Annotated in this window: 28 protein-coding genes; 15 read left to right on the top strand and 13 right to left on the bottom strand. The window is 64.9% G+C overall.

Going from position 1 to position 24,347, the window contains the following annotated elements; genetic code table 11:
- The first annotated feature begins 208 nt into the window (after nucleotides 1-208).
- From msrA to J5J83_RS14475, 4 genes are all read left to right on the top strand, one after another.
- Complete coding sequence (msrA, locus tag J5J83_RS14490; protein ID WP_212350298.1) at nucleotides 209-835, top strand: peptide-methionine (S)-S-oxide reductase MsrA; 627 nt, start codon at nucleotides 209-211, stop codon at nucleotides 833-835.
- Between the two features lie 88 nt (nucleotides 836-923).
- Complete coding sequence (locus J5J83_RS14485) at nucleotides 924-1,559, top strand: TetR/AcrR family transcriptional regulator (protein WP_212350296.1); 636 nt, start codon at nucleotides 924-926, stop codon at nucleotides 1,557-1,559.
- A gap of 24 nt (nucleotides 1,560-1,583) precedes the next feature.
- Nucleotides 1,584-2,567 carry an MDR family oxidoreductase gene (locus J5J83_RS14480; RefSeq protein WP_212350294.1) on the top strand — a complete coding sequence of 328 codons (984 nt, stop codon included), beginning with the start codon at nucleotides 1,584-1,586 and terminating at the stop codon, nucleotides 2,565-2,567.
- A gap of 118 nt (nucleotides 2,568-2,685) precedes the next feature.
- Nucleotides 2,686-3,267 carry a peroxidase-related enzyme gene (locus tag J5J83_RS14475; RefSeq protein WP_212350292.1) on the top strand — a complete coding sequence of 194 codons (582 nt, stop codon included), beginning with the start codon at nucleotides 2,686-2,688 and terminating at the stop codon, nucleotides 3,265-3,267.
- An 18-nt stretch (nucleotides 3,268-3,285) separates the two neighbouring features.
- Here J5J83_RS14475 and J5J83_RS14470 read toward each other — a convergent pair whose 3' ends face one another.
- Both J5J83_RS14470 and J5J83_RS14465 read right to left on the bottom strand, forming a co-directional pair.
- Complete coding sequence (locus J5J83_RS14470; protein ID WP_212350290.1) at nucleotides 3,286-3,891, bottom strand: DUF938 domain-containing protein; 606 nt, start codon at nucleotides 3,889-3,891, stop codon at nucleotides 3,286-3,288.
- A 102-nt stretch (nucleotides 3,892-3,993) separates the two neighbouring features.
- Nucleotides 3,994-5,172 carry an FIST N-terminal domain-containing protein gene (locus J5J83_RS14465; RefSeq protein WP_212350288.1) on the bottom strand — a complete coding sequence of 393 codons (1,179 nt, stop codon included), beginning with the start codon at nucleotides 5,170-5,172 and terminating at the stop codon, nucleotides 3,994-3,996.
- 275 nt (nucleotides 5,173-5,447) lie between these two features.
- On the opposite strand from J5J83_RS14465, the gene J5J83_RS14460 reads away from it, so the two are divergent.
- Nucleotides 5,448-6,158, top strand: coding sequence for a fumarylacetoacetate hydrolase family protein (locus J5J83_RS14460; RefSeq protein WP_349251899.1), 711 nt, complete (start codon nucleotides 5,448-5,450; stop codon nucleotides 6,156-6,158).
- A 33-nt stretch (nucleotides 6,159-6,191) separates the two neighbouring features.
- Here the strand turns inward: J5J83_RS14460 and J5J83_RS23010 are convergent, their stop codons facing one another.
- From J5J83_RS23010 to J5J83_RS14445, 3 genes are all read right to left on the bottom strand, one after another.
- Entirely contained in the window at nucleotides 6,192-6,866 is a 675-nt protein-coding gene (locus J5J83_RS23010) for a c-type cytochrome (RefSeq protein ID WP_249115728.1), read from the bottom strand.
- Nucleotides 6,867-6,939: 73 nt separating this feature from the next.
- On the bottom strand, nucleotides 6,940-8,604 hold the full coding sequence (locus J5J83_RS14450) for a PQQ-binding-like beta-propeller repeat protein (RefSeq protein ID WP_212350286.1): 1,665 nt from the start codon (nucleotides 8,602-8,604) through the stop codon (nucleotides 6,940-6,942).
- Nucleotides 8,605-8,695: 91 nt separating this feature from the next.
- Entirely contained in the window at nucleotides 8,696-9,577 is an 882-nt protein-coding gene (locus tag J5J83_RS14445) for a transporter (protein ID WP_212350284.1), read from the bottom strand.
- 587 nt (nucleotides 9,578-10,164) lie between these two features.
- Between J5J83_RS14445 and J5J83_RS14440 the strand changes: the two genes are divergently transcribed.
- From J5J83_RS14440 to J5J83_RS14400, 9 genes are all read left to right on the top strand, one after another.
- The gene (locus J5J83_RS14440) at nucleotides 10,165-11,175 is read left to right on the top strand and encodes a thiamine pyrophosphate-dependent dehydrogenase E1 component subunit alpha (protein ID WP_212350282.1); all 1,011 of its coding nucleotides are present in this window, start codon (nucleotides 10,165-10,167) and stop codon (nucleotides 11,173-11,175) included.
- Nucleotides 11,176-11,203: 28 nt separating this feature from the next.
- Nucleotides 11,204-12,238, top strand: coding sequence for an alpha-ketoacid dehydrogenase subunit beta (locus J5J83_RS14435; RefSeq protein WP_212350280.1), 1,035 nt, complete (start codon nucleotides 11,204-11,206; stop codon nucleotides 12,236-12,238).
- A 14-nt stretch (nucleotides 12,239-12,252) separates the two neighbouring features.
- Nucleotides 12,253-12,498 (top strand): lipoyl domain-containing protein, encoded by a 246-nt coding sequence (locus J5J83_RS14430; RefSeq protein WP_212350278.1) that lies wholly within the window; start codon nucleotides 12,253-12,255, stop codon nucleotides 12,496-12,498.
- Nucleotides 12,499-12,501: 3 nt separating this feature from the next.
- The gene (locus J5J83_RS14425) at nucleotides 12,502-13,206 is read left to right on the top strand and encodes a 2-oxo acid dehydrogenase subunit E2 (protein WP_212350276.1); all 705 of its coding nucleotides are present in this window, start codon (nucleotides 12,502-12,504) and stop codon (nucleotides 13,204-13,206) included.
- Nucleotides 13,206-13,964 carry a lipoate--protein ligase gene (locus J5J83_RS14420; protein WP_212350274.1) on the top strand — a complete coding sequence of 253 codons (759 nt, stop codon included), beginning with the start codon at nucleotides 13,206-13,208 and terminating at the stop codon, nucleotides 13,962-13,964. Before J5J83_RS14425 ends, J5J83_RS14420 begins: the two co-directional genes overlap by 1 nt.
- A 54-nt stretch (nucleotides 13,965-14,018) precedes the next feature.
- Nucleotides 14,019-14,612 (top strand): gluconate 2-dehydrogenase subunit 3 family protein, encoded by a 594-nt coding sequence (locus tag J5J83_RS14415; RefSeq protein ID WP_249115727.1) that lies wholly within the window; start codon nucleotides 14,019-14,021, stop codon nucleotides 14,610-14,612.
- A gap of 37 nt (nucleotides 14,613-14,649) precedes the next feature.
- Nucleotides 14,650-16,224 carry a GMC family oxidoreductase gene (locus J5J83_RS14410; protein ID WP_212350272.1) on the top strand — a complete coding sequence of 525 codons (1,575 nt, stop codon included), beginning with the start codon at nucleotides 14,650-14,652 and terminating at the stop codon, nucleotides 16,222-16,224.
- A gap of 179 nt (nucleotides 16,225-16,403) precedes the next feature.
- A complete protein-coding gene (locus J5J83_RS14405; RefSeq protein WP_212350270.1) occupies nucleotides 16,404-17,015 on the top strand; it encodes a VOC family protein in 612 nt (203 codons plus the stop codon).
- A complete protein-coding gene (locus tag J5J83_RS14400; protein ID WP_212350268.1) occupies nucleotides 16,997-17,848 on the top strand; it encodes a hypothetical protein in 852 nt (283 codons plus the stop codon). The genes J5J83_RS14405 and J5J83_RS14400 overlap by 19 nt, the downstream gene beginning before the upstream one ends.
- Here J5J83_RS14400 and J5J83_RS14395 read toward each other — a convergent pair.
- Together J5J83_RS14395 and J5J83_RS14390 are read right to left on the bottom strand one after the other, a co-directional pair.
- The gene (locus J5J83_RS14395) at nucleotides 17,735-18,448 is read right to left on the bottom strand and encodes a phospholipase D family protein (protein WP_212350265.1); all 714 of its coding nucleotides are present in this window, start codon (nucleotides 18,446-18,448) and stop codon (nucleotides 17,735-17,737) included. The two genes, J5J83_RS14400 and J5J83_RS14395, sit on opposite strands and share 114 nt — an antisense overlap.
- 543 nt (nucleotides 18,449-18,991) lie before the next feature.
- Nucleotides 18,992-19,459, bottom strand: coding sequence for a PEP-CTERM sorting domain-containing protein (locus J5J83_RS14390; protein ID WP_212350263.1), 468 nt, complete (start codon nucleotides 19,457-19,459; stop codon nucleotides 18,992-18,994).
- 209 nt (nucleotides 19,460-19,668) lie between these two features.
- Here J5J83_RS14390 and J5J83_RS14385 point away from each other — a divergent pair, with 209 nt between their 5' ends.
- The gene (locus tag J5J83_RS14385; RefSeq protein ID WP_212350261.1) at nucleotides 19,669-19,944 is read left to right on the top strand and encodes a DUF2164 domain-containing protein; all 276 of its coding nucleotides are present in this window, start codon (nucleotides 19,669-19,671) and stop codon (nucleotides 19,942-19,944) included.
- Nucleotides 19,945-20,103: 159 nt separating this feature from the next.
- Here J5J83_RS14385 and msrB read toward each other — a convergent pair whose 3' ends face one another.
- The 6 genes from msrB to J5J83_RS14355 all read right to left on the bottom strand — a co-directional run bounded on the left by msrB (nucleotide 20,104) and on the right by J5J83_RS14355 (nucleotide 24,327).
- Complete coding sequence (gene msrB / locus J5J83_RS14380) at nucleotides 20,104-20,610, bottom strand: peptide-methionine (R)-S-oxide reductase MsrB (protein ID WP_212350259.1); 507 nt, start codon at nucleotides 20,608-20,610, stop codon at nucleotides 20,104-20,106.
- A gap of 407 nt (nucleotides 20,611-21,017) precedes the next feature.
- Nucleotides 21,018-21,647, bottom strand: coding sequence for a class I SAM-dependent methyltransferase (locus J5J83_RS14375; protein ID WP_212350257.1), 630 nt, complete (start codon nucleotides 21,645-21,647; stop codon nucleotides 21,018-21,020).
- 177 nt (nucleotides 21,648-21,824) lie between these two features.
- Entirely contained in the window at nucleotides 21,825-22,457 is a 633-nt protein-coding gene (locus tag J5J83_RS14370) for a GDSL-type esterase/lipase family protein (RefSeq protein ID WP_212350255.1), read from the bottom strand.
- Nucleotides 22,458-22,491: 34 nt separating this feature from the next.
- Nucleotides 22,492-23,088 (bottom strand): NAD(P)H-dependent oxidoreductase, encoded by a 597-nt coding sequence (locus J5J83_RS14365; RefSeq protein WP_212350253.1) that lies wholly within the window; start codon nucleotides 23,086-23,088, stop codon nucleotides 22,492-22,494.
- Between the two features lie 77 nt (nucleotides 23,089-23,165).
- On the bottom strand, nucleotides 23,166-23,366 hold the full coding sequence (locus J5J83_RS14360) for a hypothetical protein (protein ID WP_212350251.1): 201 nt from the start codon (nucleotides 23,364-23,366) through the stop codon (nucleotides 23,166-23,168).
- A gap of 16 nt (nucleotides 23,367-23,382) precedes the next feature.
- Entirely contained in the window at nucleotides 23,383-24,327 is a 945-nt protein-coding gene (locus tag J5J83_RS14355) for a LysR family transcriptional regulator (protein WP_212350249.1), read from the bottom strand.
- Between the last annotated feature and the right edge of the window lie 20 nt (nucleotides 24,328-24,347).

The following is a 24,347-nucleotide window of genomic DNA, read 5'->3' as shown; positions in this document are numbered from 1 at the left end:
CGGCAATGAAACAGATGAAGTCATTGTCGGCACCGAGTTCCTCCCCCTTCAAGGGGGAGGTTAGGAGGGGGATGGGTTACTTGCGGCGTAGGGAGAACCCATCCCCAGCCCTCCCCTTGAAGGGGAGGGAGCGAACGCGCCCAACTCCACAATTCGCCATCTAATTGATTGCCGGGTTAATAATGGATCGAACGGAGGAGCAAAGCAGATGCGATCGAAACTTCGACCCCTGTGCCTTGCCGCACTGTGGGCATTTGCGCTGGCGGGCAGCGCGCATGCCGCGGACGGCAGTGCTGTAGAGCCAGCCTCAGGTGAGCGCGAAACGGCGATATTCGCCGGTGGTTGTTTCTGGTGCACCGAGGCGGACTTCGAGAAGCTGCCCGGTGTGATCGAGGCCGAATCGGGTTATACCGGTGGCAAGGAACCTGATCCGAGCTACGCGCAGGTCAGTGCCGGCAATACCGGCCATGCCGAAGCCGTGCGGGTCATCTACGATCCCGCGCGGGTCACTTACCCGCAACTCGTGGAGTATTTCTGGCGGACTATCGATCCGACCGCGAGGAACAGGCAGTTCTGCGATGTCGGCTCGCAGTATCGCACGGGCATATACTGGCAGACCGAGCGCGAGCGCAAGGTGGCGGAAGACAGCCGCGATGCGCTGCTCCGCAGTGGCAAGGTATCGCGCGTGCTGACCGAGATCCTTCCGGCGACGGCGTTCTATCCGGCCGAGGAATACCATCAGGACTACTACAAGAAGAACCCGCTGCGCTACATGTACTATCGGCGCGGATGTGGGCGGGATGCACAGCTCGGACGTATCTGGGGACCGCGGTAGTACGTTCGCCCCCTTTGCAGCAAAAATACTCGGACAGGCGATGTAATTGCGCTTGATTTAATAACTGACTGGTCTAATATAAAAGCCAATGACTGAAATCAACATCCGTCGGCGGGGGCGTCCCCCGCGCCAGGAAGGTGGCCGCGACCAGACCCGCGAGGTGCTGATGCGCGCCGGCACCGAAATCCTCACCGAGCACGGCTTTGCCAGTACCGGCATTGACCTCGTGCTCAAGCGCGCCGGTGTGCCCAAGGGCTCCTTCTACTATTACTTCAGCAGCAAGGAGGAGTTCGGCGCGGCTGTCATCGAGCGTTATGCATCCTATTTTGCGCGCAAGCTCGATCGCTGGCTGCTGGATGAAAGCACCCCGCCTTTGGCGCGCCTGTCGGCGTTCGTGGCGGACGCCAAGGCGGGCATGTCGCGTTTCGAGTTCCGTCGCGGCTGCCTGATCGGAAATCTGGGGCAGGAGCTTGGCGCGCTCAACGAAGGCTATCGGGTACAGCTCGAGGCGGTGTTCTGCGACTGGCAGCAACGTCTCGCAGCGTGTTTCGAGGCGGCTCGGACATGCGGCGAACTCACGCCCGATGCCGACCCGGCGATGCTCGCCGAGTTTTTCTGGATCGGCTGGGAAGGCGCCGTACTCAGGGCCAAGCTGGTGCGCAACGCCGATCCGCTCGACCGTTTCTACCAGGGCTTCCTCGCGGCGTTGCCGCGTATGGCCTGAATATACCCACAGGAGGAGCAACCCATGTTCAAGGGCATTCTGATCGAAAAGGACGACGCCGGATACCGCGCCACGCTGCGCGACATCGAGGAATCTCAACTGCCTGAGGGCGACGTGACCGTCAATGTCCAGTACAGCACGCTGAACTACAAGGACGGTCTGGCGATCACCGGCAAAGGACCGGTGGTGCGCAAGTTTCCGCTGGTGCCCGGTATCGACCTGGTCGGCACGGTTGAGTCGAGCAGCCATGAAGGCATCGCCGTGGGCGACGCGGTCGTGCTCAACGGCTGGGGCGTGGGCGAAGGACACTGGGGCGGGCTGGCGCAGAAGGCCAGGCTAAAGGGCGAGTGGCTGGTGCCGCTGCCCAAGGCCTTCACGCCGAAGCAGGCGATGGCGATCGGCACCGCAGGCTATACCGCCATGCTGTGCGTGCTGGCGCTCGAGCGCCACGGCGTGACTCCGGACAAGGGCGAGATCCTGGTGACCGGTGCCAATGGCGGGGTGGGCAGCGTGGCCGTGACCCTGCTGGCCAAGCTCGGCTATACCGTGGTGGCCTCCACCGGACGTCCGCAGGAAGCGGACTACCTCAAGTCGCTCGGTGCCGCAGACGTCATCGATCGGGCGCAGTTCTCCGCCGCCGGTCGCCCGTTGGCGAAGGAGCGCTGGGCCGGTGCGGTTGACACTGTCGGTAGCCACACCCTGGCCAACGTCTGCGCCAGCACCCGCTATCGCGGCGTGGTCACCGCCTGCGGCCTTGCCCAGGGCATGGATTTCCCAGCCACCGTTGCGCCCTTCATCCTGCGCGGCGTCACCCTTGCCGGTGTCGACAGCGTGATGTGCCCGCGCGCCGACCGGCTCGAGGCCTGGGCGCGTCTGGCGCGCGACCTCGACGTCGGCAAGCTCGACCTCATCACGCACGAGATCGCCCTGTCGGATGCCATCCCGGCGGCTGCCGAGTTGCTCGACGGCAAGATCCGCGGTCGCGTCGTGGTCGATGTAAACCGCTGAGTCACCTTGATCGACGCGCGGGTGGCGAGGCCTGCCGGTCTCGCCACCCGCGCGTCGATCACATGATCCTTGTGACACCCATAACAAGCAGATGCATGTTTTTCTTGAGGAGACCCGTATGACCGATCGTTCCATCAGCCGTTTTCCCGTTCCCGAACTCGGCGACCTGCCCGAGGACATCCGCAACAGGATTCTGGCGGTACAGGAAAAAGCCGGCTTCATTCCCAATGTGTTTCTGATGCTGGCGCATCGTCCGGCCGAGTTCCGTGCCTTCTTCGACTATCACGACGCATTGATGGAAAAGGACGTCGGCCTGTCGAAGGCGGAGCGCGAGATGATCGTGGTGGCCACCTCGGGCGTGAGCGAGTGCCTGTACTGCGTGGTCGCGCATGGTGCGGTGCTGCGCATTCGCGCCAAGAATCCGCGCGTGGCCGACCAGCTGGCCACCAACTACCGCAAGGCCGAGATCACCCCGCGTCAGCGCGCGATGCTCGATTTCGCGATCAAGCTGTCGACCCGCGGCGGAGAAGTCGACGCTGCCGACATGGACGCGCTGCGTGAGCACGGCTTCGATGACGAAGCCATCTGGGACATCGGGGCGATTACCGCGTTCTTCAGCATGAGCAACCGGCTGGTGCACCTTACCGGTACGCCGCCCAACGAGCAGTTCTACATGATGGGACGTGTGCCCAAGGGCTGATGGCTTTGCCTGCGCCGATCAATTGCGCCGGAACACCAGGCTGAAATTGTTGGCCGGCATCGCAATGACTTCTTCGAGGCGCAGTCCGCATGCTGCGGCCTCGTCCTCTACCGTCTCCATGTCGCGCACGCCGAAGCGGGGGTCGCGCTGCTTGAGCCAGGCATCGAATTCCTCGTTGCTCGGTGACGTGTGTCTGCCCCCGCGACGATAGGGGCCATAGCAGTAGAGCACGCCTCCCGGCGGCAGGACCCGTGCAGCACCCGTCAGCAAGGCGGTCGTGCTCTCGAGCGGCGAGTAGTGGATGACATTGATGCACACCAGGGCGTCGGCATGGGCAAGTGGCCATGCCGACGCACCCACGTCCAGCAAAAGCGGCATGGCGACATTGGTTGCGCCGGCGTACTCGATCCAGGCGCGGATCGAGTTCAGGGCCTCTGCATGGGTGTCGCTCGGTTGCCAGTTCAGGCCAGCCAGCGATTGCGCAAAGAACACCGCATGTTCGCCGCTTCCGCTGCCGATCTCGAGTATCGTGCCCGATTCGGGCAGGACCCGCTGCAGGATGGGCAGGATGAAGTCGCGGTTGCGCGCAGTCGCGGGGGCGAACTGACGCTGGTCGATCGGCATGGAGTCTCCTTGGCGGATACGGCGCCGCCTCTCGTGGAGGGCGACGATGATGATGGCGCAGCGCCTGGCGCGGTCGAATGCGGGTAAGGCCTTGCTGCTCGCTCAGGCTGACATGGTAAAGACTGTCAGCACGCCGGTATAGCCGTACAGGCGGTCGCGCGCGATCTCACCGTTGGCGAAGAAGCCGACCAGCGGCATGTCGCCGAGTTCGTCGCGGATCGCGCGCAATTCCGCGTCCGGGGTCCCGAAGTGCGGACCGCCGCGACCAACGCAGCTGATGTAGATGGCGCCGGCGGCCTGCTGCTTGCTCGCACCGAGTTCATCGCGAATCTCGGCGGCCATGCGGCGCACGTCTGCCAGCGCCGCCTCGGGGTCGCGACGGCAGAACGTGAGTTGCGAACCGGCGCTCACCTCGTCGCCGATGGCGAGCACGCGGGCGCGCGGGTCGAGGCCCACGATGTGGCGCACCAGCGTATCCGCACCGAATCGTCCCGGTGGCGCGGCCTGGTCGTCACCGCCCCGGCTCAGGCCGACCAGTGTCGAGGACAGGGCTTCTGCCATGTCCTCGACAGCAAGATCGCTGGCCAGCGCGAGATCGTGCAGCGCACAGGCCAGCGCCGGTTGTCCGTTGAGCGTCAGCACCATGTTGCCTTCGGCGCGCGTGACCTGACGCACCGGACCGACCGGCTGGCAACCCTGCGTCACCCGCGAGATGACCCCGACCTCGTCGGAAAAGGCCACGCCCGAGAGTCCGCCGGTGAGCACCGCATCGGCGATCTGCAAGGCTTGCGTGCGCGCTGAGGACAGGCCGCCGAACAGATAGCCGGTCGCGGTGCGTTCCGCCAGTTCCGGCAACAGCTCCTGCAGGTCGGGTGCGGCCGCATCGGCGTGGACCAGTGCGGTGTGGGCGTGGAAATCACCTGCATCTGCTTTCGTGTGCAAGGGTTGGCGCCCGGAGAACAGCCTGAACGATGCGCGTGGCAGCGGCGCCAGCATCAGCGCCAGCGCGGGTTCGTCGATGTATTCCTTGGCGTTGGCAGCGATGCCGATCCCGACCGTGCCCACCCACCTTACGCCGGGCAAGTGTCGCTTGAGTTCGGCCAGGATGTCTTCGGCCGCACCGGCGAACGAATCCGTCAGATAGCACCAGCCCAGTGTGTATTCGGCCACCGCCTTGCCATGCGCGACACGCCTGGCCTCACGCGTCAGTTGCTCGAGGCAGACGGTCAAAGCGGTATGCCAGTTCTGATTGCACGCATGTGCGGAAATGAAGGGTGACATGGGCGGCGCCCCCGAATCGATGTCGATGTGGCGTTGACCGCGATTCAGCGTAGTCGTTTAGTGATCCTTGCCACTGCCGCGACATGGCCGGCGCCGGCGCCGGCCGTGCCATCCGCCCGAACCGGCGCAATGGCCGTCTACAAACACGCTTGCGGCCCGCGTCGATGTTGCCCATGATCGGCCTCGCGCCGCGCCCTTTTTCAATGCATGAATGCCGGCTGGAGCACGACGATTGCGATCGTGCCGCGCACAATGTGAACCCAGGAGAACCCCAGGTGTCATCCGAGCACAACGAGCAGTACCTCTTTCCGCCTCAGGTCTACAGTGTCGCGGTCAGCGACAGCGAGCAGCGCTTTCCGGTGCGCCGGGTCTACTGTGTGGGCCGCAACTATGCCGATCATGCGCGTGAAATGGGGCACGATCCCGACCGCGAGCCGCCGTTCTTCTTCTCCAAGCACCCCGACAGCCTGATTCCGTCCGGCAGCGTGTTTCCGTATCCGGGCGAGTCTGCGGATGTTCATCACGAAATCGAACTGGTGGTCGCCATCGGCCGCGGCGGGCGCAATATCGCAGCGGACGAGGCGCTGGCGCATGTGTTCGGCTATGGCGTCGGCCTCGACATGACCCGCCGCGACCTGCAGGGGGCTGCCAAGAAGGCGGGCCGTCCGTGGGAGGTGGGCAAGGCCTTCGATCATGCCGCGCCGTGCTCGGCCATCGTGCCGGCGAGCCGCATCGGTCATCCGGCTGCCGGCGAGATCCGGCTCGATGTCAATGGCGAGCCGCGCCAGCGTGGCGACCTCGCGTCGCAGATCTGGAGCGTGCCCGAGGTGATCGCCCACTTGTCGCGCTATTTCGCCCTCGAGGCGGGCGACCTGATCTTCACCGGCACGCCGGCCGGGGTTGGCGCGGTGAAGGTCGGCGAGCGCCTGACCGGCGCCATCGCCGGTATCGGCACGATCGAGATCACCGTTGGTCGCGGCGACTGAATGCCAGTCGGCGGAATGCGCTGTTAAACGCGCTCAGTCCAGCGTCTGACGACCCAGATACTGCAGATAGGCGACGAGTTCCCAGATCTGCTCTTCGGAGAAAGCATCGCCCCAGGGGGGCATGACGTCGGCCCCCTGCCGGCCTTTGGAAATGGTCGCGAACGCGACCTCCGCGCTGAGATCGGTGCGCCCCTTGAAGTCGGGCGCCCGTCCGCCGATGCCTTCGTGGCCGTGGCAATAGCCGGCGCAGGTCTTGGCAAAACGCTTGCGGCCGGTCTCGATGCGGGCGGGGTCATTGAGGTCGAATGGAGACAAGGGGCCGCTCGTGCGTTCCGCGGCCGTCTGCTTCAAGTCCTTGACATAGGCCACCAGCTGATCGATTTCCGCGCGCTTGAGCACGGTGCCCCATGGCGGCATGGCGTGGTCGCCGTGCTTGCCCTTGATGATGCGTTCGCGGATCAGGGCCTCGCCGAGGTCCGGACGATCCTGCAGGCGGGGGCCGTAGGTCTCCTTGCCCGCGCCGTCGGCGCCATGACAGCTGACGCACAATTTGTCGAAACGGCTCTTTCCTGCGGCCAGCTCGCTGCGACTGGCGCCGGCCGGCGGGGCGACCGCGTACGCCGGGGCCGCGAGGCTCAGCGTCAGCAGCGCCGGCGCGAGGATGCGGCTCGCGAGCAGCCGCGGGGAGGGGGTGGCATTGCGCTTCATCTGCAACTCCATTCAGATTGTCGATTGTGCGGGGTGACGCATGAAGGCGCCGCCCCGCACAGGTGCCGGGTACTTATTCGAGCGTGAAGCCGATCAGCGCCGCACCGCCCGGCAGATCCTTGATCTGGGGGAAGGCGCCGGCGAGGAAGCCCGGGGCATGGGAACCCAGTCCGGTCGGGATGACGATGTACTGCTTGCCATTGACGGCATAGCTCACCGGACCGCCGCGCACACCGGAGCCGGCATTGAACTGCCACAGTTGCTTGCCGTTGTCGGCATCGTAGGCAAACAGGTGGCCTTCCATGTCACCGGTGAAGACCAGGCCGCCGGCGGTGGTAAGCACGCTGCTCAACGGCGGCAGCTCGTAGCGAACGCTCCATTTCAGCTTGCCGGTGAGCGGGTCGCGCGCATCGAGGCGGCCGTCGGGCTTCTTGCCGCCCGGGGGCGCAACCAGCTTGATCTCGTCGATCCCCAGCGAAAGCGCTGAAATGGCCTTCAGGCTGGCCGGGTCGTCCTTGCCCGACACCACTTCGTTGCACACCTCCATGCCGTGCGAGTACCACAGGCCTGTGCCGGGGTTGTAGGCGCCGTGGTTCCAGCTGCGTGCGCCCAGCAGGTTGGGGCACAGCAGTTCGCGCTTGCCCGGCTGCGGGCGGCGGGGCTCGATGAGTTCCCCGGTCTTGGGGTCGATGCCCTTGGCCCAATTCATATTCTCAGCGAACTGCCACACGTTCTCGAGCTTGCCGTCGGCCTTGTCCATGACGAAGACGAAGCCGCTCTTGTTCAGATGCACGATCACATCCTTGCCGTCCTTCTTCACCACCAGCGCCTCGTAGGCCGAGTCGAAATCCCAGGTGTCGTGCGGAATCTCCTGGCGATGCCATTTCAGCTTGCCGGTCTTGGGGTCGAGGGCGAGCAGGGTGGCGGTATATTTGTTGTCGCCCTCGCGTCCCGGCGTGTAGTAGTCGGGCGCGGCATTCGAGGTGCCGATGTAGATCGTGTCCGATTCGGCATCGTAGGTGCCCGGCATCCATGCCGAGCCGCCACCGACCTTGCCGCTGTCGCCCGGCCAGCTGGCAGGATCATCCTTGATGATCTCGAAGTTCCAGACCGGCTTGCCGGTGTCCGCATTGACGGCGTAGATCTTGCCCGCAATCGGCTGGTCGCCGCCGGTGGTGCCGCCGAACAGCACATCGCCGGCCAGCTGCGGCGGGGCGGAGAACAAGGCGCCGTGCTGGGTCTTGAGGTCGGTGAGCTGGGTGGACCAGATCTGCTCGCCGGTCTTCTGGTCGAGCGCCAGGAAGCGGCCGTCCAGCGTGCCGACGAAGACTTTGCCGCGACCGACGGTTACGCCACGGCTGGCGGCGGCATAGAACACCTGCTTCGACAGCGGGTCGAGTTTGGGCTCGAAGTGCCAGATGGTCTTGCCGCTGGCGGCATCGACCGCCCATACGTTGTTGTTGGCCGAGATGTAGTACAGCACGCCGTCGACCACGATCGGCGTGGCCTGCAGGCCGTGAGTGATGTTGCCCGGCTGGTGGATCCAGGCCACTTTCAGGTTCTTGACCGTGTCCTTGTTGATCTGGGTCAGCGGGCTGAAGCGCCATGCGTTCGAGGTGCGGTGATATTGCGGCCAGTTGTCGGGGTCGATCGAGCCGGGATTGGCACTGGTGGCGGCGATGGCGCTGCCGCAGGCCAGCGACAGGACGAGGGGAGCGAGGCGGGTGCGTAGATTCATGATGTCTCCATTGATTCGCGCTGCGGGTGGCGGTGCCGGGAGGCGGCCATCCCGGTGTCCGGCATCGAGCCGGTCGCGCGGGATCGGGTGCTTACCAGGCGTAGGCGTATTTGAGGTTCAGGCTGTTGGTGGCGGCGCGGTTCTTGCCGTCGATGCCGCCTGAATAGCGCACGGTGATGGACTGGTTGCCGTAGTACTTGAACATCACGCCAATGCCGCCGGTCAGTTCGTCGTTGCGCGGGTTGCGTACCGACGTGACCTTGTTCGTCCACGCCGACTGCGTTTCGTAGTCGAGCGCGATGAAGGGCTCAACGACATCGTTTATCGCATAGCCCACGCGGTGGTTGGTGTGGAAGATGGTGCCGGGCGTGGCATCGGCGGCGGTGGATTTGCCGAAGAACACGAAGCCGGCGTCGGCGGTGTAGGTCAGCTTGCCCATCTGCACGTCCCAGAACAAGCTGGAATAGTTCTTCCACACATCGCCGCCGCCCACATCCGAGTCGCCGACCGGAACCTGCATGAAGCTCTGGAAGCCGAGGGTGGAGTTGGCCGAGGGCTTGTACCAGATCGCCGGTCCGGTGAGCGGATCGCCGAAGCCGCCTGCAGAGCTGTGACTGCTGCTGCTGCGGATATTCACCTCGGGCACGATGATCTCGTAGGCGATGCCGATGTCCGGGTTGGATTCCGGTGACCAGAAGCGGACGTATTTGGACAGCCCCACGACGACATCCGTGCGTGGCGTACTGCGCCGCTTGCCGTCGGCATTCCACAGCTTGTTGCTGTCCTGGAAGGTGGCGTACTGCACGAACACGTTGAAGGGCTTGAAGCCGACCGGCAGTTCGTATTCGTGGGGGCCGATCACGTCGAAGGTGACCTGGGCGTGGGCGGATGCAGCGCAGCCCAGGCTGGCAACGACGGCCATGGCAGCGGCCGTGCGCTTCAGGGCAGGTGTTGAAGAACGCAGTCTGTACATCGGGTTGTCTCCTGATTTTTGAATTTTTGCGGCGCCGGGGCACAAGGCCTGCAGCGCCTTCGCCGAGGCGGTGCATGGTGTTGAGACCAGGCACGGCGAGCACTCAGCAAAATCCCTGCCATATGAATAAAGCAATAAAAACAATTGCTTGAAAAATCACCGACCGTCTCCGCGCAGCGACAGTTGTCGCTGTTTGCGCGCGACGCGGGCGACAGCTGTGACAGTGGAAGTCGTGCGCCTGCGGTCCCGGGTACCGCCCCTGCAGCCATGGTTGTTGACGCGAGGACGAATGGCCCGATTGCGGCCGACCGGTGTGGTGGCGAGCGCGCCACAGCGGGCGGACATCCGTTTCACTGCCTGCGACAGGTGTCGCAGCCGATGCGACAGATCGGCGCCTCGTGCCCTTTTTCCCATCTCTGCAGTGGCTGGAAAAAGACCGGTAAATCAGCCTGTTGAAGGTGAATTGCGAAAATTCACGGCTGCCTGGCATCGCTCTTGCGGAGAGGAAGCGCAAGCCGGCTGCAATCCGGCCCGATGCGACACACGGCGTTTCGCCGACCGACAAGGCGTTTAGAGGAGACCCTGCAATGGACCCGACATCCGAACAGTTGCTGTGGATGTACGAAAAGATGGTGGAGATTCGCGAGTACGAGGAGACCATGGCCAAGGTCTATCTCGAGGGCAAGCTGCCCCCGAAGATTCAGAAAGGACTGGCCTTCGATATCGGCGCCGGACCGGTGCCCGGCGAGATGCATCTCGCCGCCGGACAGGAACCTGTGGCGGTGGGTGTGTGTGCCCACCTGAAGGCGGAGGACGCCGTGGTCGGCGCGCACCGCCCGCACCACTTCGCGATTGCCAAGAACGTCGACCTGAACGCGATGACCGCCGAGATGTTCGGCAAGGTGACCGGCCTGGGGCGCGGCAAGGGCGGACACATGCACCTGTTCGATCCCGCGGTGAAGTTCTCCTGCAGCGGCATCGTCGGCGCCTCGGCACCGCAGGCCTGCGGTGCCGCGCTGGCGGCGAAGAAACTGGGCAAGGACTGGGTGGCGATCGGCTTCTTCGGTGAAGGCGCGGCCAATCAGGGCGCCTTTCACGAGGCGCTCAACCTGGCCTCGCTGTGGAAGCTGCCGGTGATCTTCGTGTGCGAGGACAACAAGTACGGGATCTCGGTCGAGAAGCAGGATTCCACATCGATCGAATCGAATGCCGATCGCGCAGCCGGTTACGGCATGCCCGGCGTGCTGGTAGAGACGAACGATGCCGTCGCGGTATTCCGCGCCGCAGGCGACGCCGTGGCAAGGGCGCGCCGCGGCGAAGGCCCGACGCTGATCGAGGTCAAGACCGACCGTTACCTGGGCCACTTCCAGGGTGACCCCGAAACCTACCGCCCCAAGGGCGAAGCGCAGGAACTGCGCACCCACGATCCCATCCCGGCACTCGGCGCCCTGCTGCGCGCGCGCGACCTGCTCGACGACGCCGGCGATGCCCGCCTGCGCCAGGCAGTCAGCGCGCGCGTCGAGGCCGCCTATGCCTTCGGCCGCAACAGCCCCTACCCCGAACCGTCCGAAGCCCTGCTTCACGTGTTTGCAGACTGAAACGGACCCGCGACGAGAGGACACAGCGATGACAACAGATACCAAAGTCCGCACCCTGAGCATGGCGCAGGCCATTTCGGAGGCGGTCGCCCAGGAGATGGAGCGCGATCAGCGCGTCTTCGTGATGGGCGAGGATGTCGGCAAGTACGGCGGCATCTTCAGCGCCACTACCGGCCTGCTCGACAAGTTCGGCCCCGAACGCATCATGGATACGCCGATCTCGGAAACCGGCTTCATGGGCGCGGCCATCGGCGCGGCTGCCGAAGGCCTGCGACCGATCTCCGAGCTCATGTTCGTGGATTTCTTCGGGGTGTGTTTCGACCAGATCTACAACCACCTCGCCAAGAACACCTACATGTCCGGTGGCAACACCAAGTACCCGGTGGTGATCACCACCGGCATCGGCGGCGGCTACAACGATGCGGCCCAGCATTCGCAATGCCTGTACGGCATTTTTGCCCACGTGCCCGGCCTCAAGGTGGTGGTGCCGTCCAACGCTTACGATGCCAAGGGGCTGATGACCGCGGCAATCCGCGACGACAACCCGGTGGTGTTCATGTACCACAAGGGCATCATGGGGCTGTCGTGGATGTCCTACTTCGAGGGCAGTACCAACGCCGTACCGCTCGAGCCCTACACCATTCCCTTCGGCGAGGCCAAGGTGGTGCGCGAAGGGCGCGACCTGACCATCGTCACCCTGTCGCAGATGGTGCAGAAGGCCGTACTCGCGGCCGATACGCTCGCTGCCGAAGGCATCGACGTCGAGATCATCGACCTGCGCACACTGGTGCCGCTCGACCGCGAGTCGGTGCTGCGCTCGGTGGCCAAGACCGGCCGTCTGCTGGTGGCCGACGAGGACTACCTGTCCTTCGGGGTGTCCGGTGAGATCGCGGCGATCGTTGCCGAGCACCTCGACAGCGTGAAGCTCAAGGCGCCGATCCGTCGCCTGGCCGTGCCCGATGTGCCCATTCCCTTCAGCCGCCCGCTCGAGCAGTTCGCCATCCCGCAGGTGGATGGCATTGCCGCCGCCGTGCGCGAACTGATGCAACTCAATCTCAACTGAAAGCGAGACCAAGCATGACCGATATCGTAATGGACGACGCCGTGTGGGCGGATGTGGAAGAGGGCACCGAGGCCTTGTTGCAGGAATGGCAGGTGGCCGAGGGCGACAGCGTCGACGCCGGCCAGATCGTCGCGGTCGCCGAGCTGGTCAAGACCACGCACGAGATCCTTGCGCCCTGCAGTGGCAAGGTGACGGCACTGAAGGTGGCGGTCGACGACACCTTCGGCCGCGGCGCCGTGCTTGCGGTGATCGAGGGCTGAGCGATGAGCGCCCCCGCAAGCACCGCAGTGGCGGCGGACGCACCCGCTGCGCAGCTCATCCCGCTCTCCGGGCTGCGCGGCGCCATCGCCCGCAACATGGCGCAGGGGTGGCAGATTCCGCGCGTGGCGCACTCGGTCGAGGTCGATGTCAGCCGCTGCGAGGCCCTGCGTCGTGAGATGGCCGCTGCGGGCGACAAGGTGTCGCTCACCGTGTTCGTGCTGCGTGCGCTTGCGCTCACGCTGCGAGCGCATCCGCGACTCAATGCGCTGATGCGCGAGAAGGCGGTCGAACTCATGCCCGAGATCAACATCGGGGTGGCCGTCAGTCTGGACGATGGGCTGATGGTGCCGGTGATTCGCAATACCGACGGTCATGCGCTGCCGGCCCTGGCGGAAGAACTGAAGCGGGTCGCTGCCGGCGCCAGGGCGGGTGCGCTCGGTGCCGGCTATTACCAGCGCGGCACCTTTACCTTGACCAACCTCGGCATGACCGCCATCGACCACTTCTCCCCCATCATCAACCCGCCGCAGGTGGCGATCCTGGGGGTGACCCGGGTACTCGACAAGGCGGTGGTGCGTGACGGAGAGATCGTCGTCGCGCCGATGATGGGCTTGCACCTGGTCTTCGACCATCGCGCAGTGGATGGCTATCCGGCCGCCGTGTTCCTGGGCGACCTGGCTCGCCGCATCGAGACGGCGGATCTGTGATGACTGCGGCCGAACCCCGTCTCGCCGTCGTCAGCAGCACCGACGAGCAGCGCTGGCACGAGGCCTTGCTGGAGTCGCCGGTGAGCGAACCGCAACTGCGCTTGTGGACCTATCGCGCGGCGGGCGTGGTGTTCGGCTGCTCGCAGGCTGCGCTGCTGAAACAGGCGCGCCAGCGTCCCGCGGCCTGCGAACTGGTACAGCGCAGCTCCGGCGGCGGCGCGGTATTGACCGGCCCCTGGATGCTCAGCACCTCGATCCTGCTGCCGCCCGACCATCGTCTGCTCGCGGGGGGCACGGTCACCAGCTACCGCTGGCTGGGGGTGCTCATCGCCGGCCTGTTGCGTGACATGGGGCTTGCGGCCCATGCCCTGTCACCGGCGGAGGTGCGCAGCAGCACCGCCGACCCTGCACTGGGCTGGGCTTGCTTCGGCGGGCTGTCGCCGTGGGAAGTCGTGGTCGGCGGTCGCAAGATCGTCGGGCTCGCACAGCTGCGGCGTCGTCATGGTGTGCTGCTGACGTCGGGCACGCTGCTGGCGCGTCCCGACTGGCACCTGCTGTGCGACACGCTGGGAAGACCGGGCGCGGACGTGCATGCGCTCGAACAGAAAACCACCTCCTGCGAGGAGGCACTGGGGGCCGCGCCGCTGGTGGAAGGGTTTGCGTCCGCCCTGCACCAGATGCTGACCGATGTGCTCGGCGTGCTGCCGACGCCGCTCTCGAATCCACACTCAACCCCAACCCGTTCCGCGGCGGCCTGAGCGCCGCGGACGCCCCGATCATCACCCAAGTGCGACAAAACAAGAGGAGACATCATGAAGAACGAACATCCAGATACCCCGGCCGAGCCCGCAATGCGCGTGCTGGAAAAGCGCATTACCGTCAGCCGGCGTGCATTTCTCAAAGGCTCGGGCGCGGCGGCGGCCGGGGTCGCAGCTCTGTCGACAGGCAGTCTGATGCTGCCGGCCCGCGATGCGCTGGCCGCCGAATTCACCGAGCTTGGCGCCGGACCGGGCAAGACCCTGCTGGTCATGGCGCGCGACATCTTCCCCCACGACAGGATCTCCGATCGTTACTACATGCTCGCGATCGAGCCCTATGACGCGATGGCGGCCAAGGACCCTGCGCTCAAGAAGCTGATCGTCGACGGTGTGGCCCAGCTCGACCGCCTTGCCATGGCTGCCTTCAACAAACCCTATGCCGAGGTGTCCACCGAACCCGAGCGCCTGACCCTGTTGTACGCCATCGAGCACGGCGCCTTCTTCCAGAAGATCAAGGGCGACATGGTGACCGGTTTCTACAACAACAAGGCGGTCTGGCCGCTGTTCGGCGAGGAGGGCTCGTCGTGGGAGAAGGGCGGCTACGTCAATCGCGGATTCGACGACATCGACTGGCTGCCCAAGGCCTGAGGCCGCAGTTCCATAAGAAGAGACGGAGACAACTCAAATGAGCAAGACCTTTTCCAAGGACGACAACAGCGTCGTCGTCATCGTCGGCTCCGGTGCCGGCGGCGGGACCCTGGCCGACGAATTGACCCGGCAGGGCATTGATGTGGTGATCCTCGAAGCGGGCAAGCACCACACCCAGGAGGATTTCGAGAACGACGAATGGGCGATGTTCGCCAAGATCTCGTGGCTCGACAAGCGCATCTCGGCCGGCGGCTGGCATCACACCGAGACCTATCCCAATCTGCCGGCGTGGATCGTCAAGGGCGTCGGCGGCTCGACCATGCACTGGTCCGGCCTGGCGCTGCGCTTCATGGCGCACGAGTTCAAGACGCGTTCGACCTACGGCCATGTGCCGGGCGCCAACGTGCTCGACTGGCCGATCAGCTACGAGGAGCTGGCACCCTACTACGACATCGCCGAGCGCAAGATGGGCGTGGCCGGCACCAAGGCCAGCGGCCTGCCGCCGATGCCGCCGAACAACCACTACAAGGTGATCGAGGCCGGTGCGCGCAAGATCGGCTACAAGGACATCGTCCGTCCGGTGGCTTCCAACACCCGGCCCAACGACGGCCGTCCGGCCTGTCAGCAGATCGGCTACTGCATGCAGGGCTGCAAGATCGGCGCCAAGTGGTCGACGCTGTACTCCGAGATTCCGCGCGCGATGAAGACCGGCCACGCCGAGCTGCGCCCGCAGAGCATGGTGCTGCGCATCGAGCACGACAAGAGCGGCAAGGCCACCGGTGTGCTCTACGCCGACAAGGACGGCAAGCAGCATCTGCAGAAAGCGCGGGTGGTATGCGTGGCCGGCAACTCGATCGAGTCGCCGCGCCTGCTGCTCAACTCCGCCTCGAGCCTGTTCCCCAACGGCCTGGCCAACTCCTCCGGCCAGGTCGGGCGCAACTACATGAACCACACCACGGCGGCCGCGCTGACCATCAACCCGGGGCCGGTGTACATGTACCGCGGCTTCGACATCGCTGCGGTGGTGTCGGACGAGGTGCCCAATAACCCCGACCGTGGCTTCCTCGGCGGCTACCACCTCGAAGGACTGGCGCTGCACCTGCCCTTCGCCGCGGCCTTCATGAAACCCGGCGGCTGGGGGCGCGAGGTGAGCTCCGCGCTGGAGAAGTTCGACCACATGAGCTGCGTGTGGGTGTGCGGCGAGGATCTGGCGCAGGAAGAGAACAGCATCACTCTGCATCCGACCGAGAAGGACCAGCACGGCCTGCCGATTCCCATCGTCACTAAGACCGACCACACCAACGACGCCGCCATGCGCCGTCATGGCCTGGGGCAGTGGCGCAAGCTGTCCGAGGCGGTGGGCGCCACCCGGGTGATCGACATGCCGCCCTATCCGGCCAGCCACAACATGGGCACCAACCGCATGAGCGCGAAGGCCCGCGACGGCGTGGTGAACAAGTGGGGCCAGACCCACGACATCAAGAACCTGTTCGTGTCCGACGGCAGCCAATTCACCTCCAGCGGCGCGGCCAACCCGACGCTCACCATCGTGGCGCTGGCGATCCGTCAGGCGGAATACATCGCGGGCGCGATGAAACGGCGCGAACTCTGAACACTGGCCGCACCCATGCGGCCGGGTGCGCCCCGCGCCGCAGCTCACGAAGTCGATGAACGCGTTCCTCCTCGCGTGTGTGCTTGGGGGGCCCGCTTGCGGTGCCCCCGCCCTTTTTCAGCACCAGTCCACCGGCGGGGACGGGATCAACCATGCAAATACATCAAGGAATCTCTGACATGAAACTCGAAAACCGTTCCAGAAGTAGCGGGCTGCTGCGCCGTTGCGTTGCCACCCTGGCCCTTGCCGCCGCGCTGCCGGCCGCACAGGCGGGCGTTCCGGGCATGCGCGGGGTCGAGCACTTCGGCTTTACCGTGCCGAACGCGCAGCAGGCGGTGGACTTCTTCGTCGGTGTGATGGGCTGCAAGGCCTTTTTCACCATTGGGCCGTTCGGGCCGTTCAAGGACGACTGGATGAAGCAGAACCTCAACGTCCATCCGCGGGCCGAGATTCCGGTGGCCCATCTGGTGCGTTGTGGCAACGGCACCAACTTCGAGATCTTCGAGTACACCTCGCCCGACCAGCGCAAGGTGGAGCCGAAGAACAGCGACATCGGCGGCCATCACATCGCCTTCTATGTCGATGACCTGAAGGTAGCGATGGAGAACATGAAGGCGCAGGGCGTCAAGTTCCTCGGCGAGCCGCATCTGTTTACCGACGGACCGCTCAAGGGCCTGACGTGGATCTACTTCATGTCGCCGTGGGGCATGCAGCTGGAACTGGTCACCGCGCCCGACGGGCGCGCCTATGAACTCACCACCAGTGAGCGGCTGTGGGATCCGCGCAAGTAAGGGCAAGTGCGGCGCGCGGCGCGGGCCGCGCGCTGGCGTGGCTGCTGGCCGCCATGGCGCTGTCGTTCAGTGCCATGGCGCACGCCCACTTCCAGGACTTCATGGCCCGCATCGTCCACGTCGTTCCGCACGGGAATGTGTTGCGGGTGTACGTGCAGATGCCGCTGGCCATGGCCTTGCTGCCGCCGGACTGGCAAGTGGGCAGTGCGCCACCGCCCTTCCTCGCCAGCGGCGAGCGCGGACAGCTGGTGGTGGATGACAAGGCCTTGCGTCGCGACGGTGCGCTGCTGCAGGCACGCCTGGCCCAGGCGCTGCAAATCGATGGTGTCACCGGCAGTCTGGAGGGCGCGCATGTCGAGACCCTCGCCGCACGCGACCCCTTCACCTATCTGCCCGCGGTGGAAAGTCGCGTGGGAACCGGATTCAGTGTGTACGACGATACCGGCGTCGAACTGGCAGATGCGGTCGTCAGCCTGCGCCTGCGCATTCCGCGCCCACCGCGCGGCGCGGCGCTGCAGCTCGACGGAAGTGCGCAGGAATGGCCGGCGCTGGCCGCACGTGCGGTCAACATCGTGCGCATCCATCGCGAAGACGGCAGCGTCGGCAGCTACCAGAGTGTCGGACCGCTGGCACTTGCGGTGGGCACCATCGAGGGCGGGGGCGAAACGAAGGGGGCGGGTGAGCAGGCGGAGGAGCCGGCCTCGGGTTTCCTCAACCCCTCAAACCCCCAACCCCTCAGGCCACAGAAAATAAGGCCCAAATCGCGAACTCATGCGGAATTCCCCGCCCGCTTCCTTACCCTTCGCTGTCAGGTAATGTTTTCCATCCCGTAATTCCAGCAGCCCGCCGGCCACCAGCCGATCCAGAAACTCGGCGGTCTTCATTCCTGACTTCTGCGCCAGTTTCGATGTCGTCAGCTTGTCGCCCTTGTCCGAGTGCTCTTCGGTCTCGGCTTTGCCATCGTCTTCGGTTTGCGGGTCGGCGCTGACGCGTTCGAGCGAGATGCGGACTTCGTCGCTGATGCGGATGATGCGCTGCGCTTCTTCGTAGGTTTCGCGATAAAGCTCGGCATCGTCGGCGCGGCGCATCAGTACGCCCATCTCGTTGTTGTTCACCTGGCTGAATTCGTACAGGTTGAGGCTGGTGATGATGGCCAGTTCCTCGTTCATGTAGCACTTGGCGTGCAGGTTCTTGCAGAAGCTGGTGCGGATGTAGGTTTGCTCTTTCAGCCAGTTGATTTCTTCCGGTTGCAGCTCGCTCTTGCCATAGACGATGCGGACATCGATCTTGAGGCGGTTCTTGTCGGCGAGCAGTTCCTTCATGCGGTCGTTGAGTTTCAGGAAGGGGCTGATCAGGATGAGTCGATCAGTGGCGTTCTTGATGAGCTCTTCGAGGAAGTAGTTCGTTGCGCTGGTGTTGAGGAATTTGGCCATCGTGTGTTCAATGTCTGAGGTTGGACCGGGCCGATGGCTGCATGAGGGGTGTGCGACGCGGGGCGTGGTCTCCCGTCTCGCAATACGATCATCATGCGCCTGCATCTGGCGTGCTCGTACGGCATAGTACATTCGCTTGCGCGCTCTGTTGCGACAAATCCATCACGGGTGAAGGGCATTATCGGGATGCTGCGCGAGGACACACATTGGAGACCCTATGGCCATTGAACTGAACAGGGATGTGCGGGTGGGGGCGATTGCGCCGGTCGAGCGCTATTTCCGAGAGAGGCTGTACTAGCCGATCGGCAACATTACTGCCGTGGGCGCTGCTGGCCTTCTTTCTCTAGGAGATCGGTCTGGCCATTCCACCGCATTCAAATTGAAGCAGTCATTCACTTGGCAGCGCTGGGCGACAGGTCACTCCTGACTGCAACGGGCAGCGAACGCATCTTCGGGTGAAGTGAATGCGTTTGATAAGGAGGTGGGGCAAGAAAAAAAAGAGCGCCGAGGCGCCCTTTGTTTTGTGGTGGCTTCCGTCGCCGCTCAGGCCGCTTTCTTGCGGCGAATCGCAGCGATCCCCGCCATGCCAAGGGTGAGCAAGGCAAGCGATGTCGGTTCCGGCACGTTATTCGGGGCGTCGAGTTGCGCGATCGTGGTACTGACATCTGCCCAAGTGCTGTGAACCGCGTTGCCGCCGCCGTTCCAGCTGAAGTAGGCGCCATTGCCGCCCCAGCCGGCGCCATTGGGCAACCAGGTGTTGGTGATCAGATTGAAGTCGCCAAAGCCGAACAGGGTCGCAAGTGTGACGTGATGCCCGAAATCGACTCGATCGAACAAGAACGAGGTCAGTTCGTCCTGAGTGAGATAGCCGTTGGCGTTGGTGTCTACGCCCGAAAAGCTGCCGTAGCTGGGGCCGTAGTTGTTTACGGTGAAATTCACGAGGCTTGCGTTTGCCGAACTCGCGCCGGCAATCAGCAGGGCGGCGATGATGACCTTTGACTTCCGATACATGCATTGACTCCAATGAAATAGTAAGACGAAATCTGGATTCGGCCACACCGTTCCGCGTTTTGCGGGCATGTTGGACGCGTTTGAACAGCATGGTACGTACTGTTCCGGAATCCGAATAACAACTTCGTCACACGCGATGTGCATTGAGCGAAATGCACAATGGATCGGTTGAATGCCGAATAGGGCACACAAGGTATGGAGAGGATCGGATGGCCATTGAACTGAACAAGGACGTGAGGGCGCAGGCGATTGCGTCGATCGAGCGCTATTTCCGCGAGAACATGGACGAGCCGATCGGCAACATCGCGGCGGGGGCGCTGCTGGGCTTCTTTGTCGAGGAGATCGGTCCGCTCCTGTACAACCAGGGCGTGGCCGATGCTCAGGAGCGGATGCAGATGCGGGTGATGGATCTCGATATCGAGATCCATGAGGATGCGTTCCAGCACTGGCGGAAGCTCGAGCCCAAGGGCAAGGCGCGCAAATAGCCGGCGATCCTGACGGTCTCCCGGCGCGGCCTGCGCCACGTCTGAGACTTCCCGTTCAGGCTGTCCGGGCGCTGCGCCGGAACGGCCATGCCGGTGTGCGCTTGATCGACCGCGCCAGCGCGGCTGCAGGCGGGGAATGCCGCGCCGTACGCGAGGTCGTCAAGTGCGCAGCGACGGCAGCGGCTCGCCCTGCGCGACGAATTGCAGCGCGAGGCCGTTGTTGCAGTAGCGTTTTCCGGTGGGCTTGGGGCCGTCGTCGAACACATGGCCCTGGTGCCCGCCGCAGCGCGAACAGTGGTACTCGGTGCGCGGCCAGATCAGCCTGAAGTCCAGCTTGGTGCCGACTGCGCCGGCGAGCGGCTGCCAGAAGCTCGGCCAGCCGGTGCCGCTGTCGTACTTGGTGGCACTATCGAACAGCGGCAGGAAGCATGCCGCGCAGACGTAGGTGCCGTCGCGTTTTTCGTGGTTCAGCGGGCTGCTGTTTGGCGGCTCGGTGGCCTCCTCGAACAGCACCTCGAAGGCGCTTTTGGGCAGCAGTCTGGCCCATTCGGCCTTCGACATGACCAGCTCGGGCTTGCCCGTGTCCGCCGCCGCGGCGACGCGGTGGACGCCGAGGGGGATCAGAAGGGTGCCCAGCAGGGTGTGGAAGGTTTGACGTCGGTTCATGTTTCCCTCCTTTGGATGGCATGGCGATGTGCGTCCGCCTCAGCCGCTGGCGGCCAGGCAGCCGGGCGGAGTCCATACCCATTGGTCGCTCGGGGAGGTCTGAACTTACAGCGTGTCTTCGCGCTGGCTACCGGGCTGGGGTGGGGATGGGTTCCGAGGGTTGCCACAAAACCCATCCCCCTCCCAACCTCCCCCTTGAAGGGGGAGGAGCTCCGTTCCTTCACTTTCCTTGAACATACAAGGGGAAGGCACCTGCTAATGAGGCTCGGGGGGACCACGTCTGCTCCGATCCCTTGAAGGGGAGGGAGCGAACGCGTTGAACTCCAGCATTCGTCATCTAATTGATTGCCGGGCTAATAGCCGCATGCAACCGTCGAGCGCGGTTGCATGGCCTTCGTTGGCGGCGGTCAGGCGGGCTTGCGTGCGACCATGCCGATCAGTGCCGAGCGACCTTTGTGGCCGCTGCCTTCGTCGACATCGTCTTCGTATTCGACCAGTTCTTCGATCTCCCAGTCGGCAAAGGCGTCGCGCAGGGTGTCTTCGGTGTAGAGGTTTTCCACGGCGGAGGGGCCGCCAGTCTTGTATTCGAGCTGTTTGGGGGTGTAGCCCTGCAGCAGGATGCGGCCGCCGGGGGCGGTGATGCGCTTCATGACGTCGAACTGGCGTTCGCGCCATTCCGGGCCGACGAACTGGATGAAGATGCCGATCACCCAGTCGAAGGCATCGTGCATGTCTGCGGGTGGCCAGCCGGGGGCGAGCATGTCGGCCTGGATGAAGTTGACGTCGATCTTGCGTCCGGCGGCGAGGTGTCGGGCTTTTTCGACGGCGACGGCGGAGATCTCGATGGCGGTGACCTCGAGCCCCTGCTCGGCCAGCCATACGGAGTTGCGGCCCTCGCCGTCTGCCACTGACAGCGCGGTGCGGCCGCTTTGCAGCAGGTCGAGCCGATGGGCGAGGAAGCGATTGGGCTGGGTGCCGAACAGGTAGTCGTCACCGGCGTCGCGGTAGCGGGCGCTCCAAATGGTTTCCTGGTTCATGTTCGCAAACTCCTCTGGTGTTGTTCGCGCGGCTGTCAGGGCCGCGCGGTTCTTGCGTTTCGGGGCTGCCGCGTTGCCGACCATCGACCTCACAATCCATTGCCGAGAATGGATCATCCGTTCATCGGGGTGGGGGCTGCAAGTGAAATCGGCGGCGGCGCGGAAACGGGTATTACGCTATTTGCGTGCCAGCCCGATCTGTTGCAGGCGGGCGTGGATGGCGGTGGCCATCTGCTGGTAACCATGGGCGTTGGGGTGGATCTTGTCGGCGGTGAGTTCGGGGCGCGAGAGGATGTCGGAAAAGACGTCGGGAATGAGCGCGATGCCTTCCTCCTTGGCGAGGTCTTCGTACAGCGGTGCGTCGCTCGCCTTACTCGCGGCGAGGCCGAACAGCGACAGCGCGGGCACGGCCACCAGCACCGCCTGTGCGCCGGCACTTTTCACCGCGCCGACGATGCCGCGGATGTCTTCCTTGACGGCGCGTTGCGAGCGCCGGCGCAGGAAGTCGTTGCCGCCGATCTCGATGATCACGAGCTGAGGCCGATGCGTGTCGAGCAGCGGCTGGATGCGCGCGGCGGCCGCTTGTGCCGTATCGCCCGGGATGCCGGCATTGACCACCTGCCAGCCGGTGCGGGCCGCGAGCAGGGTGGGCCAGTCCTCGCCCGCGGCGGCGCCGGTGCCATAAGTGACGCTGTCGCCGAAGGCCAGCACGCGCGCGTCCGGCGGAATGGTCGGCAGCGCCGGCTGCTTGCCGCAGGCCGCCAGCAGCAGGGGCAGCGCGGCGAGGGCGAGAAAGGTTCTGCGTTTCATCGGGCGTGGCGATGGGGGCAGGGTGTCAGCTGCTTCAGCCCGCGCGCGTGCCGAGTGCGGCGGCCAGCTTGCTTACCGCTGCGCCGACGCTCTCGAGCATGCCCAGGGTGCGATCGTCGCTCACGCTGCCATCGACGCCGAGCACCTTGTTGGCGGCCGACACGGCGGCCTGTTCGGGCACGACGACCAGGCCGAGGTTCGACAGGTACAGCCGCGCGTGCTGCATGGCGCGGATGCCGCCAAGTGCGCCGGGCGAAGCGGTGACCAGGCCCGCAGGTTTGCCGCGCAGATGGATGGTGCCGGGCTGGCCGGTGCCGCCGGGCAGCGGGCGCGATACCCAGTCGAGCGTGTTCTTGAGCAGCGGGGTGAAGAAGCCGTTGTATTCGGGGGTGGCGACGATGACGCCATCGTGCTCGGCAAACAGTTGCTGCAGGCGGATGGCCGCTTCGGGCAGGCCGTCGCTGGCTTCGAGGTCGCCGTCGTACAGCGGCATCACGAACTCGCGCGGCTCGACGAAGGTCACCTCGGCACCCGCGCGCTGTGCGCCGGTGATGGCGACGGCGAGGGCGAGACGGTTGAACGAGTCCTTGCGGGCGCTGCCGCACAGGGCGAGAAGACGCGGGTGGGCCATGGTGGTGTCCTTGTTGAGGCTGTCTGGGGGATGACTCGTGGATGAACGCAAGGTTCAGCACGAATCGTGTCGCGCGCTCAATCCCGTCCGGCGCGTGTGGCTGCCGCTTTTGCAGCGAAATACTGGCACGGGCTGCCGGATGCCGCCAGCACTTCGCGCCATGGCTGGGCGCGGCTCTTGAAGCGCAGGGCGTGGCAGCCGTATGGCAGCGCGGTGTCGTGGGTGATGTAGTAGTGCGCGCAGCCCAGGCACGAGACCGCGCGGTTTTCCGTGTTCATGCGATGCCTCCGGTGGTCATTGCGGGGGCAGGGCGCGAAACGCCCGCACCGCATCCAGCGAGGCTTGCACCTCTTCCGCGAGGATGTCGGCCACGATGCGTGCTATGCGCGACAGCGGCCGGCGCGCGCTGACGGCGACGGCAACGGTCTGTGCGCTGAGATCGCGGCCTTGTAGCGGTATGAACTTCAGCCTGCCGTCGAGAATCTCCGGCGCGGCGTCGAGCTCCGACGTGAACGCAACGTGGGTGCCCGCGCTGACCAGGCGCTTGAGCAGTTGCAGCGAGTTGGTGGCGACCGGGGGCTCGCCGTCCGAAAACAGCCATCCATGGCGGCTCTCGAGATAGCGACGGATCATCAGGGCGCGGCTTTGCAGCGCCAGCGGGTAGGCCGCGGCCTGCTTGAGCGTGAGCGATTCGCTCGACGCCAGCGGGTGGCCGGGGGCGACGATGCACCCGAGTGGAAGATCGGCACTCCACACCAGGTGGATTTCGCGGCTGGCCTTGAGATTGAAGGCAGCGACGAAATCGGCCTCGCCATCGGTGAGCGCACGTTCTGCCTGGTCGGTACTGACGATGTCGATCTCGACGCGAACGCGCGGATGTTCGCGCGTAAGGCGCTCGACGAAGCTGGGCAGAAAGCCGTTGGCATGGCTGTCCATCGCCGCGAGGTGCAGGAAGCCTTGGTGCACGCCCTTGAGCTGCTCGATCTCCGATGCCACGCGATGGGCGTCGCGACGCCAGCGCCGCGCGAGCGCCACCATCAGCTCGCCCGCGGGGCTGAGCCGCATGCCGCCGGCCTGGCGCTCGAACAGGGGGGCGCCGAGTTCGTCCTCGAGCATGAGGATCTGGCGATCGATTGCCGAGGCCGAGATGCTGAGCACGCGGGCCGCGCCCTGGATCGAGCCCGAGCGTGCCACCTCGTCCACGTAGTTCAGCATTCTGGGCAGCAGGCGGAGGCTCATGACAGGTGTCGTCCATGCTA

This window comes from Azoarcus sp. L1K30 (genome assembly GCF_018122735.1).
In the GTDB taxonomy this organism is placed as follows: Bacteria; Pseudomonadota; Gammaproteobacteria; order Burkholderiales; family Rhodocyclaceae; genus Parazoarcus.
This window is presented reverse-complemented; position numbering and strand designations above follow the sequence as displayed.

Coding starts and splice junctions, on each gene's coding strand:
- J5J83_RS14465 (WP_212350288.1), bottom strand. CDS start 5,172: ATGTCACCCTTCATTTCCGCACATGCGTGCAATCAGAACTGGCATACC.
- J5J83_RS14405 (WP_212350270.1), top strand. CDS start 16,404: ATGAAACTCGAAAACCGTTCCAGAAGTAGCGGGCTGCTGCGCCGTTGC.
- J5J83_RS14440 (WP_212350282.1), top strand. CDS start 10,165: ATGGACCCGACATCCGAACAGTTGCTGTGGATGTACGAAAAGATGGTG.
- J5J83_RS14395 (WP_212350265.1), bottom strand. CDS start 18,448: ATGGCCAAATTCCTCAACACCAGCGCAACGAACTACTTCCTCGAAGAG.
- J5J83_RS14370 (WP_212350255.1), bottom strand. CDS start 22,457: ATGAAACGCAGAACCTTTCTCGCCCTCGCCGCGCTGCCCCTGCTGCTG.
- J5J83_RS14355 (WP_212350249.1), bottom strand. CDS start 24,327: ATGAGCCTCCGCCTGCTGCCCAGAATGCTGAACTACGTGGACGAGGTG.
- J5J83_RS14390 (WP_212350263.1), bottom strand. CDS start 19,459: ATGTATCGGAAGTCAAAGGTCATCATCGCCGCCCTGCTGATTGCCGGC.
- J5J83_RS14420 (WP_212350274.1), top strand. CDS start 13,206: ATGACTGCGGCCGAACCCCGTCTCGCCGTCGTCAGCAGCACCGACGAG.
- J5J83_RS14485 (WP_212350296.1), top strand. CDS start 924: ATGACTGAAATCAACATCCGTCGGCGGGGGCGTCCCCCGCGCCAGGAA.
- J5J83_RS14415 (WP_249115727.1), top strand. CDS start 14,019: ATGAAGAACGAACATCCAGATACCCCGGCCGAGCCCGCAATGCGCGTG.
- msrB (WP_212350259.1), bottom strand. CDS start 20,610: ATGAACCGACGTCAAACCTTCCACACCCTGCTGGGCACCCTTCTGATC.
- J5J83_RS14475 (WP_212350292.1), top strand. CDS start 2,686: ATGACCGATCGTTCCATCAGCCGTTTTCCCGTTCCCGAACTCGGCGAC.
- J5J83_RS14360 (WP_212350251.1), bottom strand. CDS start 23,366: ATGAACACGGAAAACCGCGCGGTCTCGTGCCTGGGCTGCGCGCACTAC.
- J5J83_RS14410 (WP_212350272.1), top strand. CDS start 14,650: ATGAGCAAGACCTTTTCCAAGGACGACAACAGCGTCGTCGTCATCGTC.
- J5J83_RS14375 (WP_212350257.1), bottom strand. CDS start 21,647: ATGAACCAGGAAACCATTTGGAGCGCCCGCTACCGCGACGCCGGTGAC.
- J5J83_RS14445 (WP_212350284.1), bottom strand. CDS start 9,577: ATGTACAGACTGCGTTCTTCAACACCTGCCCTGAAGCGCACGGCCGCT.
- J5J83_RS14470 (WP_212350290.1), bottom strand. CDS start 3,891: ATGCCGATCGACCAGCGTCAGTTCGCCCCCGCGACTGCGCGCAACCGC.
- J5J83_RS14385 (WP_212350261.1), top strand. CDS start 19,669: ATGGCCATTGAACTGAACAAGGACGTGAGGGCGCAGGCGATTGCGTCG.
- J5J83_RS23010 (WP_249115728.1), bottom strand. CDS start 6,866: ATGAAGCGCAATGCCACCCCCTCCCCGCGGCTGCTCGCGAGCCGCATC.
- J5J83_RS14430 (WP_212350278.1), top strand. CDS start 12,253: ATGACCGATATCGTAATGGACGACGCCGTGTGGGCGGATGTGGAAGAG.
- J5J83_RS14450 (WP_212350286.1), bottom strand. CDS start 8,604: ATGAATCTACGCACCCGCCTCGCTCCCCTCGTCCTGTCGCTGGCCTGC.
- J5J83_RS14435 (WP_212350280.1), top strand. CDS start 11,204: ATGACAACAGATACCAAAGTCCGCACCCTGAGCATGGCGCAGGCCATT.
- msrA (WP_212350298.1), top strand. CDS start 209: ATGCGATCGAAACTTCGACCCCTGTGCCTTGCCGCACTGTGGGCATTT.
- J5J83_RS14365 (WP_212350253.1), bottom strand. CDS start 23,088: ATGGCCCACCCGCGTCTTCTCGCCCTGTGCGGCAGCGCCCGCAAGGAC.
- J5J83_RS14425 (WP_212350276.1), top strand. CDS start 12,502: ATGAGCGCCCCCGCAAGCACCGCAGTGGCGGCGGACGCACCCGCTGCG.
- J5J83_RS14480 (WP_212350294.1), top strand. CDS start 1,584: ATGTTCAAGGGCATTCTGATCGAAAAGGACGACGCCGGATACCGCGCC.